The organism is Pseudomonas sp. BP01 (genome assembly GCF_022760795.1).
GTDB lineage: Bacteria > Pseudomonadota > Gammaproteobacteria > Pseudomonadales > Pseudomonadaceae > Aquipseudomonas > Aquipseudomonas putida_Q.
On the sequence record NZ_JAFBKA010000043.1, the window covers coordinates 38,699 to 49,833 of the forward strand.

Sequence of the window (11,135 nt, forward strand, 5' to 3'; positions counted from 1 at the left end):
CGTCAGACTTTTCTGGCGCATTTACGTGATGATTGCAAAACCCACGCCCCCACGCCGTCCCCGCTGGCGCAGCCTGGCCCTGTTGGCCCTGTGCCTGGCCCCCTTACTGTGGCCCCTGCATCATTTGGCCGAACGCTATTACCAGGAAGAGCTGGCCTCGCAGAACCGCCAGACCCTCGACCTGTACGTCGCCAACCTGCTCGGCACCCTGCACCGTTACGAAACGCTGCCACAGATCCTCGGCGACCTGCCGGCGCTACGTGGCGTGCTGGCCGACCCGTTCCGCCTGGAAGCGGTGACCAACGCCAACCGCCTGCTCAAGGGCATCGTGCAGCAGACCGGTGCCGAGGTGATGTACCTGATGGACGTCAGCGGCAACACCCTGGCCGCGTCCAACTGGGACAAGCACGACAGCTTCGTCGGCCGCAACTTCGCCTTCCGCCCCTATTTCAACGAAGCCATGGCCGGCCACCTGGGCCGCTTCTTCGGCCAGGGCACCACCTCGGCCAAGCGCGGCTACTTCTTTGCCGCAGCCGTGCGGGACGGCGAGCGGATTGTTGGCGTGCTGGTGGTCAAGGTTGACCTCGACCACACCGAAACCCTTTGGGGCCGCACCCCCGAGCAGCTGTTACTGACCGATCACAATGGTGTGGTCATCCTGACTTCGCGGCCCGACTGGCGCTTCCGTGCTACCCGCACGCTGACCGAGGCCGAGCGCCAGGCCATCATCGCCATCCAGCCCTACCCAACCCAGGCCCCACAACCGCTGGTGCTCAGCCCGGACGCCTGGATCACCCAGACCCGCGACATCAAGGAAACCGGCTGGCAGGTCAGCATCCTCGCCCCGCGCATGCTGGTCGACCGCTCGGTGCAAACGGTAATGGCCATCGGTGCCGGTACGCTGCTGGTAGTGATGCTGCTGGCCGGCCTGGTCATGCAACGGCGGCGCCACTACATCGACCGCATCGACTTCGAAGCCCGTGGCCGCCAAGAGCTGGAAAAGCGTGTGGCAGAACGTACCGCCGACCTTGAAGGCCTGAACACCCGGCTGAAAAATGCCGTGCTGGAACGCGAAAACGCCCAGCAGGAAGCGGTGCGCGCCCAGGACGAACTGGTGCAGGCGGGCAAGCTGTCGGTACTCGGCACCATGTCGGCCAGCATCAGCCACGAGCTGAACCAGCCGCTGGCGGCCATCCGCAGCTACGCGGAAAACGCCGAGATCCTGCTCGACCACCAACGCACCGATGACGCCCGCGGCAACCTCAAGCTGATCGGCGAGCTGACCGGGCGCATGGCCTCGATCATCGCCCACCTGCGCGCCTTTGCCCGCCGCGACCGGCATGCCCCGGAAAGCGTGGCCCTGCAACCGGCCTTGGACGATGCCCTGGCACTGCTGGCCAAACGCCGCCGGGCAATGGCCGTGGAGCTGATCCGCGACCTGCCGGAGGCGACCTTGTGGGTACAGGCCGGTGAAACCCGTCTGCGCCAGGTGCTCGGCAACCTGCTGGCCAATGCCCTCGACGCCTTGACCGAAAAGGCCAACCCGCGCCGCTTGTGGCTAAGTGCCGAGCAGCGCGATGACTGCGTCTACCTGTACATTCGCGACAACGGCCCCGGTTTCAGCCGCCAGGCCCTGGAGCATGCCAAGGAACCGTTCTTTACCACCAAGACCCGCACCCAAGGCCTGGGCCTGGGCCTGGCGATCTGTGAAAGCCTGATGCGCGCCTTGGGCGGTGAACTGCTGCTGGCCAACCACCCGGAAGGTGGCGCACTGCTGACCCTGCAACTGCGTGTGGCCGCACCCGGCGCTACGTTGCCCAATTCGGAGGACCCCTCGGCATGACCACCGAGACACTGATCGACAGCCAAGCCCAGGTCATCCTGGTCGACGACGACCCGCACCTGCGCCAGGCACTGAGCCAGACCCTGGACCTGGCGGGGCTCAAGGTGGTCGCCCTGGCCGATGCGCAAGGCCTGGCCGACCGTATCGAGGCTGACTGGCCCGGTGTGGTGGTCAGCGACATCCGCATGCCCGGCATCGATGGCCTGCAACTGTTGGAGCAGCTGCACGGCCGCGACAGCGAGCTGCCGGTGCTGCTGATTACCGGCCATGGCGATGTGCCGCTGGCGGTGCAGGCAATGCGCGCCGGGGCTTATGATTTTCTGGAAAAACCCTTCGCCACAGACGCCCTGCTCGACAGCGTGCGCCGGGCCCTGGCCCTGCGCCGCCTGGTACTGGACAACCGCAGCCTGCGCCTGGCGCTCAGCGACCGCCAGCAACTGGCCACCCGCCTGGTCGGCCATTCGCCCTCCATGCTGCGCCTGCGCGAGCAGATCGGCGCCCTGGCCGGCACCCGCGCCGATGTGCTGATCCTCGGTGAAACCGGCGCTGGCAAAGAGGTGGTGGCGCGCGCCCTGCACGACTTGTCTAGCCGCCGCGACGGCCCGTTCGTGGCGATCAACGCCGGCGCGCTGGCCGAGTCGGTGGTCGAAAGCGAGCTGTTCGGCCATGAGCCCGGCGCGTTCACCGGCGCGCAGAAGCGCCGTATCGGCAAATTCGAGTTCGCCAACGGCGGCACGCTGTTCCTCGACGAAATCGAGAGCATGAGCCTGGATGTGCAGGTAAAACTGCTGCGCATGTTGCAGGAACGGGTGGTCGAGCGGCTAGGCGGCAACCAGCTGATCCCCCTGGATATCCGCATCATTGCCGCGACCAAGGAAGACCTGCGCCAGTCCGCCGACCAGGGGCGCTTTCGGGCCGACCTGTATTACCGCCTGAACGTGGCGCCGTTGCGGATTCCACCGCTGCGCGAGCGCGGCGATGACATCCTGGTGCTGTTCCAGCACTTCGCCGATGCCGCCAGCCAGCGCCATGGCCTGCCACCGCACGCCCTCCAGCCTGCCCAGCGTGCCGTGCTGCTGCGCCACCCCTGGCCAGGCAATGTGCGCGAGCTGCAGAACGCCGCCGAGCGTTTCGCCCTTGGCCTGGAACTGGCCCTGGACGGCCAGGCGCCGCCGGCGACAGCACCGGCGCTGCCCATGCCGAGCGGCAACCTCAGCGAGCAGGTCGAGCACTTCGAACGCTCGCTGATCGCCGCCGAACTGGCCCAGCCACACAGTTCCATGCGCAGCCTGGCCGAGGCGCTGGGCATCCCCCGCAAAACCCTGCACGACAAGCTGCGCAAGCACGGCTTGAGCTTTGACGGCGGCAGCGGCGGGCACGACGATCAAGAGGACCACCGTTGATGAGCACCGATAGCCAGTACCTGCAGTCCGTACTGCACAGCGACATCCCGCTGACCCGCGAAATGGGCCTGGAAGTGATCGATTGGCAGCAGCACACCCTGCGCCTGCAACTGCCGCTGGCGGCCAACGTCAACCACAAGAGCACCATGTTTGGCGGCAGCCTGTATTGCGCGGCAGTGCTGGTGGGCTGGGGCTGGCTGCACCTGCGCCTGCGAGCGCTGGGGATCGATGATGGGCACATCGTTATCCAGGAGGGGCAGATCAGTTACCCCTTGCCAGTTACCGGCACAGCGGTGGCGCGGTGTGCCGCGCCGGACGAAAAGACCTGGGAGCGATTCCTGGCCATGTACCAGCGCCGTGGACGGGCGCGGTTGACGTTGGAAACCACGGTGAGCAATGCCGGCAGTGACGAGCCTGCGGTGAAATTCAGCGGCCAGTACGTGCTGCACCGCTAGCCCAACAGCCGCTTGAAGCAACTGCCTGGCACACAATCCAAAGACTGGCGCAATTCCTGTGGGAGCGGGCAAGCCCGCGAACACCGGCGAAGCCGGTGCCGTGCACCGCGGTGCCTGCTTCGCGGGCTCGCCCGCTCCCACAGCGTACGGTGAAATCCGTCAGATCAGGTTCAGGAAGGCCTGGCGCCAGGCAGCATTGGCCGGCAATGCCAGGAAATATGGATTGAGCAGCGACTCACGCGGCGGGTACCGGAACGGCAAGCCATCCAGCCCGATCACTTCGCCACCGGCCCCTTCCACCACACCCTGCGCCGCCGCAGTGTCCCACTGCGAGGTCGGCGCCAGGCGCGGATAACAATCGGCGCTACCCTCAGCCAACAGGCAGAACTTCAACGAGCTGCCAATATTGGCCAGCTCCAGCTCACCCACCGCAGCCCCAAGGCCGGCCAACAGCGCTTCCTGCTCCGGGCTGGAGTGTCGACGGCTGGCAACCACCGTAAACCGCTCGCCCTGCGCGGGGGCGTTACGGACCTGGATCGGTTGGGCTGCCTCACTGGCGTCTGCCCGCCAGGCCCCCAAACCGCGCCCCCCGAAGTAGCAGCGCCCATTGGTGGGCATCGACACCACCCCAAACACCACCTCGCCGTTTTCAACCAGGGCAATGTTGACCGTGAACTCCTCGCTGCCGGCAATGAACTCCTTGGTGCCGTCCAGCGGGTCGACCAACCACCAGCGGCTCCAACCCAGGCGCTCGCCCAACGGAATGTTGCAGTCCTCCTCGGACAGCACCGGAATATGCGGCGCCAGCGCCAGCAGGCCATCGGCAATCACCCGGTGCGCTGCCAGGTCGGCGGCGGTCACCGGCGAATTGTCGGCCTTGTTGGTCACGGCCACGTCGGCACGCCAGAACGGCAGGATCGCCTCGCCAGCGGTCAGTGCCAGCTTGACCACTTCGTGCATCAGTTGCAGGTCGTTCATAGCTCCAGCAGCCCCCGCTGGATCATCAGGTCACGGGCCAGGTACAGCGCCGCCAGGGCACGCCCCTCGGTGAACTGTGGGTGCATGGCCAATGCCGACAACTCGCGCAGGTTGACCTTGTCGACCCGCATCGGCTCTGGCTCATCGCCTTCCAGGCGCTCTTCGTACAGGTCGGTGGCCAGCACCACCTGGATCTTCTGGCTCATGTAGCCCGGCGACAGCGACAGCTCGGTCAGGTGCTCCAACTGGCGTGCGCCAAAACCGGCTTCTTCCTTGAGCTCCCGGTCGGCTGCCGCCAGCACGTCTTCGCCCGGTTCAATCAGGCCCTTGGGCAACGACAGCTCGTATTCATCGGTGCCGCCACAGTATTCCTCCACCAGCACGGCGTGCTCGGCGTCGAGCATGGCCACGATCATCACCGCGCCGTAGCCGTTACCCCGGCCCACCAAACGCTCGTAGGTACGCTCAGTGCCATTGCTGAAGCGCAATTGCACGGCTTCGACGCGGAACAGACGGCTGCTGGCGACGATTTCGCGGCTGAGGACGGTGGGTTTCTGGCGCATGGGGCGGCTCCTTGGCGTGAACGGGTTACTATACCGTGGCTAGCCGACTGATCGAGAGTTTCCCATGCCTGTTATTCCCTGGTCTGCCATCGATACCGTCCTGCTGGACATGGACGGCACCCTGCTCGACCTGCATTACGACAACCGCTTCTGGCTGGAGCACCTGCCCCAGCGCTATGCCGAGCTGCACGGGGTGAGCCTGGCCATGGCGCAAATGGAGCTGCAGCCACTGTTCGAGCGCAATGCCGGCACGCTGAACTGGTATTGCCTGGATTTCTGGAGCCGCGAGTTGCGCCTGCCGATCCGTGAGCTGAAGCAGGAAATCGCCGACCTGATCGCCCTGCGCCCAGACGCCGATACCTTCCTGGCGGCAATCCGCAAGGCGGGCAAACGCGTGGTGATGATCACCAATGCTCACCGCGACTCGCTGTCGCTGAAGCTGGAACGGGTGGAACTGGCGCCGTATTTCGAACGGCTGATCAGCTCGCACGATTATGGCTACCCCAAGGAAAGCCCGCAGTTCTGGGATGCATTGCAGGCAGACATCGGCTTTGAGCCGGGGCGCAGCCTGTTTATCGATGACACGCTGTCGATTCTGCGCAGCGCGCGGCGGTTTGGTGTGGGGCACCTGCTGGCGGTGCGCCAGCCGGATAGCAAGGCAGGGCCGCGGGATACCGAAGAGTTTGCGGCGGTCGAGGATTACCGGGAATTATTGATAGGCCTATGAGGCCCTCTTCGCGGGTGAACCCGCGAAGAGGCCGGTACAGGTTTCAGAGATCAGTCAGGAATACGCAGCACCTGCCCCGGGTAGATCTTGTCCGGGTGCGACAGCATCGGCTTGTTGGCCTCGAAGATCTTGTTGTACTGGTTGGCATTGCCGTAAACCACCACAGAGATGGCCGACAGCGTGTCGCCCTTTTTCACAGTGACGAATCTTGCCGCCTTCACCACCGGCCCGGTCACGGTGATCTGGTCATCGACGCTGGCCACACCATTGATGTTGCCGGCTGCGAGAATGATCTTTTCCTTCTCCTCCTGGCTGGCCACTTCACCCTTGAGGGTGATCGTGTCTCCCTCTACAGTGGCGGTGATGTTCGGGTTGCCCAGGCCGACACTTTCCACGTGTTTCTTCAGTTGCTCTTCGGCATTGGCGTTACCGGGGGTGAGCAGGTCGATCAACTTCTCGCCGGCTTCCTTCACGAAACTGAACAGGCTCATTGCGCTCTCCTTGTTGACGAAACCTCGGACACAGGAGTCTAGGCCAGCTTTTCCACTCCTGCCCCGTGCGACCAATCGACGCGGTCTATCAAGGCATAGACCCTAGCGATTAGACGCCGCCGGCCCGCAAGCCTAGGCTTGTGCTATCAGAAAGCCGCCGGTATTCAACACCCCGATGAACAGCAAACCTCCGGTCTGCGCGGCCTCATCGCCCTTGTCCATGCCCGCCGCCAGCAACACCTACGATTACGTCCAGCTCAGCGACGCCAGACGCGACAGCACCCCGCTGGCCGAAGAAGTGGCCCTGGCCATTGTCTACAACGGCCTCAACCAGGCGGTGATGCTGGTCAGCCCCACCGACCTGGAAGACTTCGCCGTCGGTTTCAGCGTTGGCAGCGGCATTGTCGAAGGCACCGCAGAAATCTACGACCTGAAGCTTTCCGGCAGCGGTTCGGCGATGTACGCCGACCTGGAAATTTCCAGCCGGGCGTTCTGGAACCTGAAAAACCAGCGCCGCCAATTGGCCGGCACCAGTGGCTGCGGCCTGTGTGGGGTCGAAGCCCTGGAGCAGGCGCTGCCGGACCTGGCCGTGCTGCCGGGTGCACCCCTGCCCCCGGCCGAATGGCTGGTCGGCCTGCGCGAACGCATCGATGCCTTCCAGCCGCTGGGTCAGCATTGCGGGGCTGTGCATGCAGCACTGTTCATGGACCGCCATGGCGAGTTACTGCTCGGCCGCGAAGACATTGGCCGGCACAACGCCCTCGACAAGCTGATCGGCGCCCTGCTGCGCCAAGGCATCGACAGCCAGGGTGGCCTGGCCATCGTCACCAGCCGCTGCAGCCTGGAGCTGATCCAGAAAGTATTGCGTGCCGGCATCCAGACCCTGGTCAGCCTGTCGGCGCCCACCGGCCTTGCCCTGCAATGGGCACGCAAGCACAACCTCAACCTCATCCATCTGCCCAAGCACAGCGCACCGCGGGTCTACAGCCCGGCGGCGGAGTCGTAATACCCGTGACCTCCTACCAGCACCTCCCGGACAACGCCCCAGCCTCTACCCCTCGCTACAAGCCCTACCACGGCCCGGCCGGTGGCTGGGGCGCGTTGCGCAGCGTGGCCAAGGCCTGGGTCGGCAGCGACAACGCGCTGAAGAACATTCGCGCCCTGCTCAAGACCAACCAGAACGGCGGCTTCGACTGCCCGGGCTGCGCTTGGGGCGATTCGCCGGAAAGCGGCATGGTCAAGTTCTGCGAGAACGGCGCCAAGGCGGTGAACTGGGAGGCGACCAAGCGCCGCGTCGATGCGGCTTTCTTCGCCCGTTACAGCGTCACCTCGCTGCTGCAGCAGAGCGACTACTGGCTGGAGTACCAAGGGCGCCTGACCGAACCGATGGTCTACGACGCGCCTAGCGACCGTTACCTGCCAATCAGCTGGGATGCCGCGTTCGCCCTGATAGCCCGCGAGCTGAACAAGCTGGCCAACCCTGACCAGGCCGAGTTCTATACCTCGGGGCGCGCCAGCAACGAAGCGGCGTACCTGTACCAGTTGTTTGTGCGCGCCTACGGCACCAACAACTTCCCCGACTGCTCGAACATGTGCCACGAGGCCAGTGGCGTGGCTTTGGGGCAAAGCGTTGGCGTCGGCAAGGGCACCGTCACCTTCGACGACTTCGAGCATGCCGACGCCATTTTTGTCTGGGGCCAGAACCCCGGCACCAACCACCCACGCATGCTCGACCCGTTACGTGATGCGGTGAAGCGTGGTGCCCAGGTGGTGTGCGTAAACCCCCTCAAGGAACGTGGCCTGGAGCGCTTCCAGCACCCGCAGAACCCGCTGGAGATGCTGACCAACAGCGACCGGCCGACCAACACCGCGTTCTTCCGCCCGGCGCTGGGCGGCGACATGGCGATGCTGCGCGGCATGGCCAAGTTTGTCCTGCAATGGGAACGCGAAGCCCAGGCCAAAGGCGAACCGGCGGTGTTCGACCATGCTTTCATTGCCGAACATGGCCATGGCGTCGACGACTACCTGGCAGTGGTGGATGCCACGCCGTGGGAGCACATCCAGGCGCAGTCCGGCCTGACGCTGGCCGACATCGAGCTGGCCGCGCGCATGTACTGCCGTGGCAAGCGGGTGATCATGTGCTGGGCGATGGGCATCACCCAGCACCGCCATTCGGTGCCGACCATCCAGGAAATCGTCAACCTGCAAATGTTGCGCGGCAACATCGGCGCACCGGGCGCCGGCCTGTGCCCGGTGCGTGGCCACAGCAACGTGCAGGGCGACCGCACCATGGGTATCAACGAGCGCCCGCCGGTGGCCCTGCTGGATGCCCTCGAAAAGCGTTTTGGCTTCCCCGTGCCCCGGCACAACGGCCACAACACCGTCGAAGCAATCCACGCCATGCTTGATGGCCGGGCCAAGGTATTCATCGGCCTGGGCGGCAACTTTGCACAGGCCACGCCGGACACCGAGCGCACCGCGCAGGCGCTGCGCAACTGCGCGCTGACCGTGCATATCAGTACCAAGCTCAACCGTAGCCACCTGGTCCACGGCAAGCAGGCGCTGATCCTGCCGTGCCTGGGCCGCACCGACATCGACCTGCAGGCCGACGGGCCACAAGCGGTCACGGTGGAAGATTCGTTCAGCATGGTGCACGCCTCCAACGGCCAGCTGAAACCGCTGTCGACGCAGATGCGCTCGGAACCGGCAGTGGTTGCCGGCATCGCCGCCGCTACCCTGGGCAAGCAACCGGTGGACTGGCACTGGCTGGTGGCCGACTACGACCGCATCCGCGACCTGATCGGCGATACCATCGCCGGCTTCAGCGGTTTCAACCAGCGCCTGCAACACCCAGGCGGCTTCTACCTGGGTAACAGCGCGGGCAGCCGCGAATGGAAGACCAGCACCGGCCGCGCCAACTTCAAGGCCAACCTGCTGCCGGATTCGTTGCTCGATGAGCGCGTGCGCGCCAGTGGCCAGCTGCCCGACCTGATCATGCAGTCGATGCGCTCGCACGATCAGTACAACACCACCATCTACGGCCTGGACGACCGCTACCGCGGCGTGCGCGGCCAACGTGAGGTGCTGTTCGCTAACGAAGCCGACATCATCCGCCTGGGCTTCCAGCCGGGGCAGAAGGTCGACATCGTGTCGCTCTGGGGGGATGAGCATGTGCGCCGGGTACAGGGCTTCACCCTGCTGGCCTTCGACATCCCGGCCGGGCAGGCAGCGGCGTACTACCCCGAGGTGAACCCGCTGGTGCCGCTGGAGAGCATTGGCGACGGCAGCCATACGCCGACATCGAAGTTCATTGCCATCAAGCTGGAGCGGGCACGGGACGACGGGCGTATCCTGTAGAAACGAAAAAAGCCCTGTTCCATGGCGGTTCAGGGCTTTGTCATAAAGGTCTCAGACAGCCAAAAATAGATAAAGTTTCACAGCAAATACAGTAACTTAGCGATTTGTGTACAACTCGTGCTACTCGTCGGATTTCCGTTGCCAGCCACGCCGCTTAGCCTCAAATTCGCCTCGTCATCCCTATGAGGCTCTCTTGATGAAGAAGTACTCCTCGATTCTGTTGTTGTCTTTCAGCTTGCTCAGCGGCGTTGCCATGGCCGGTGGCAATACCGAGGCCGGCATTGGCGGCGCATTGGGTGGGGTACTCGGCTCCGTAGTGGGCAACTCCATCGGTGGTAGCACCGGCGGCGCCATTGGCGCAGGCCTGGGCGGCGCGGCCGGCGGTGCCCTGGGCGCCGACAAGCGCCAGCGTGGTGAGGCCGCTATCGGCGGCGCGCTGGGCGCAGCTGGCGGTAACGTGGTCGGTCGCTCGGTGGGCGGCACCACCGGTAGCTACATTGGCGCAGCAGCCGGCGGTGGTGCCGGTGGTGCGCTGGGTAACTACATGGGCAACAAGGCCGACGAAGACGAGCGCCATGAAGACCGTCGCTACCGTCGCGGCTACGACGACCGTCGCCACTACGATCGCGGCCACCACTACGGCCACCGCAAGCACAAGCGCCACTGGCGCGACTGATGCCTGAGGGCCCTGCCCTGGCAACAAAAGCCCCGCCCCTTACGGCGGGGCTTTTTTATGTCTGCTGTTCCAGTACCAGGCCAGACAGGATGAGCTGCAGCGGCTCAGGCAACACCACAGGACGACCACTGGCCCGTTCGATGAACACCTGCACCACCGTACCTGCCGCACACGCCTCCGGCTCGCCCGGGCGGAACAGCGCCAGGCGGTACTCCACCGTGCTACCCGCCAGGCGCGCCACCCCCAACCCCACTTCGAGTACGTCGGGGAAGCCCGGCAGCGCGTAGAAATCCGCCGCCGAACTGACCACGAATGCCGCCAGCTCGCCGTCACGCAGGTCCACCTCGGCCTGTTCGACAAGGAAGGCCTGGATAGCCGTTTCGAAAAAGCCATGCACGGTAGCACCGGCGATATGGCCGTTAACGTCGTTGTCCGAAGGGCGAGTGAGGATGGGGTGGAAGTGGGAGAAGGCAGTGCGCTGAGGGGATTCGGTCATCTGTCTGGCTCTTGTCTTCGCAATTGATGCTGACAGTGAAACAGAAAATTCAGACTTTCGCTGCCTGTGGCGCCTCCCAAGGCCTGTCTAGATCCCCTGTAGGAGCGGCCTTGTGTCGCGATGGGCTGCGACGCGGCCCCACGATC

At 64.8% G+C, this 11,135-nt stretch carries 11 protein-coding genes; 7 read left to right on the forward strand and 4 right to left on the reverse strand.

Going from position 1 to position 11,135, the window contains the following annotated elements; genetic code table 11:
- The first annotated feature begins 28 nt into the window (after positions 1 to 28).
- Genes JOY50_RS26415 through JOY50_RS26425 form a run of 3 tightly spaced genes read left to right on the forward strand, consistent with a single transcriptional unit; the run spans position 29 to position 3,701 of the window.
- The gene (locus JOY50_RS26415; protein WP_028614138.1) at positions 29 to 1,843 is read left to right on the forward strand and encodes an ATP-binding protein; all 1,815 of its coding nucleotides are present in this window, start codon (positions 29 to 31) and stop codon (positions 1,841 to 1,843) included.
- Complete coding sequence (locus JOY50_RS26420; protein WP_243056078.1) at positions 1,840 to 3,246, forward strand: sigma-54 dependent transcriptional regulator; 1,407 nt, start codon at positions 1,840 to 1,842, stop codon at positions 3,244 to 3,246. The genes JOY50_RS26415 and JOY50_RS26420 overlap by 4 nt, the downstream gene beginning before the upstream one ends.
- Positions 3,246 to 3,701, forward strand: a complete 456-nt coding sequence (locus tag JOY50_RS26425; protein ID WP_132842831.1) for a YiiD C-terminal domain-containing protein — start codon at positions 3,246 to 3,248, stop codon at positions 3,699 to 3,701. Before JOY50_RS26420 ends, JOY50_RS26425 begins: the two co-directional genes overlap by 1 nt.
- A 159-nt stretch (positions 3,702 to 3,860) precedes the next feature.
- Here the strand turns inward: JOY50_RS26425 and cysQ are convergent, their stop codons facing one another.
- Both cysQ and nudE read right to left on the reverse strand, forming a co-directional pair.
- A complete protein-coding gene (gene cysQ, locus JOY50_RS26430) occupies positions 3,861 to 4,679 on the reverse strand; it encodes a 3'(2'),5'-bisphosphate nucleotidase CysQ (protein ID WP_132842829.1) in 819 nt (272 codons plus the stop codon).
- On the reverse strand, positions 4,676 to 5,242 hold the full coding sequence (nudE, locus tag JOY50_RS26435) for an ADP compounds hydrolase NudE (RefSeq protein WP_019474031.1): 567 nt from the start codon (positions 5,240 to 5,242) through the stop codon (positions 4,676 to 4,678). The genes cysQ and nudE overlap by 4 nt, the downstream gene beginning before the upstream one ends.
- Before the next feature lie 64 nt (positions 5,243 to 5,306).
- Here nudE and yrfG point away from each other — a divergent pair, with 64 nt between their 5' ends.
- Positions 5,307 to 5,969 carry a GMP/IMP nucleotidase gene (gene yrfG / locus JOY50_RS26440; protein WP_132842826.1) on the forward strand — a complete coding sequence of 221 codons (663 nt, stop codon included), beginning with the start codon at positions 5,307 to 5,309 and terminating at the stop codon, positions 5,967 to 5,969.
- 50 nt (positions 5,970 to 6,019) lie between these two features.
- Here yrfG and lysM read toward each other — a convergent pair whose 3' ends face one another.
- Complete coding sequence (gene lysM, locus JOY50_RS26445; RefSeq protein ID WP_019472842.1) at positions 6,020 to 6,460, reverse strand: peptidoglycan-binding protein LysM; 441 nt, start codon at positions 6,458 to 6,460, stop codon at positions 6,020 to 6,022.
- Between the two features lie 175 nt (positions 6,461 to 6,635).
- On the opposite strand from lysM, the gene fdhD reads away from it, so the two are divergent.
- The 3 genes from fdhD (at position 6,636) to JOY50_RS26460 (ending at position 10,493) form a co-directional block, all read left to right on the forward strand.
- Entirely contained in the window at positions 6,636 to 7,466 is an 831-nt protein-coding gene (gene fdhD / locus JOY50_RS26450; protein ID WP_132842823.1) for a formate dehydrogenase accessory sulfurtransferase FdhD, read from the forward strand.
- A 5-nt stretch (positions 7,467 to 7,471) separates the two neighbouring features.
- The gene (locus tag JOY50_RS26455) at positions 7,472 to 9,817 is read left to right on the forward strand and encodes an FdhF/YdeP family oxidoreductase (RefSeq protein ID WP_132842821.1); all 2,346 of its coding nucleotides are present in this window, start codon (positions 7,472 to 7,474) and stop codon (positions 9,815 to 9,817) included.
- 196 nt (positions 9,818 to 10,013) lie between these two features.
- Positions 10,014 to 10,493 carry a glycine zipper domain-containing protein gene (locus JOY50_RS26460; protein WP_138736462.1) on the forward strand — a complete coding sequence of 160 codons (480 nt, stop codon included), beginning with the start codon at positions 10,014 to 10,016 and terminating at the stop codon, positions 10,491 to 10,493.
- Positions 10,494 to 10,548: 55 nt separating this feature from the next.
- Here the strand turns inward: JOY50_RS26460 and JOY50_RS26465 are convergent, their stop codons facing one another.
- Complete coding sequence (locus tag JOY50_RS26465; protein ID WP_132842815.1) at positions 10,549 to 10,989, reverse strand: thioesterase family protein; 441 nt, start codon at positions 10,987 to 10,989, stop codon at positions 10,549 to 10,551.
- Positions 10,990 to 11,135: the final 146 nt, after the last annotated feature.

Excerpts from the sequence above, each read along its gene's own strand:
- fdhD (WP_132842823.1), top strand. The coding sequence starts at position 6,636 with ATGAACAGCAAACCTCCGGTCTGCGCGGCCTCATCGCCCTTGTCCATG.
- nudE (WP_019474031.1), bottom strand. The coding sequence starts at position 5,242 with ATGCGCCAGAAACCCACCGTCCTCAGCCGCGAAATCGTCGCCAGCAGC.
- yrfG (WP_132842826.1), top strand. The coding sequence starts at position 5,307 with ATGCCTGTTATTCCCTGGTCTGCCATCGATACCGTCCTGCTGGACATG.
- JOY50_RS26415 (WP_028614138.1), top strand. The coding sequence starts at position 29 with ATGATTGCAAAACCCACGCCCCCACGCCGTCCCCGCTGGCGCAGCCTG.
- JOY50_RS26425 (WP_132842831.1), top strand. The coding sequence starts at position 3,246 with ATGAGCACCGATAGCCAGTACCTGCAGTCCGTACTGCACAGCGACATC.
- cysQ (WP_132842829.1), bottom strand. The coding sequence starts at position 4,679 with ATGAACGACCTGCAACTGATGCACGAAGTGGTCAAGCTGGCACTGACC.
- lysM (WP_019472842.1), bottom strand. The coding sequence starts at position 6,460 with ATGAGCCTGTTCAGTTTCGTGAAGGAAGCCGGCGAGAAGTTGATCGAC.
- JOY50_RS26465 (WP_132842815.1), bottom strand. The coding sequence starts at position 10,989 with ATGACCGAATCCCCTCAGCGCACTGCCTTCTCCCACTTCCACCCCATC.
- JOY50_RS26420 (WP_243056078.1), top strand. The coding sequence starts at position 1,840 with ATGACCACCGAGACACTGATCGACAGCCAAGCCCAGGTCATCCTGGTC.
- JOY50_RS26460 (WP_138736462.1), top strand. The coding sequence starts at position 10,014 with ATGAAGAAGTACTCCTCGATTCTGTTGTTGTCTTTCAGCTTGCTCAGC.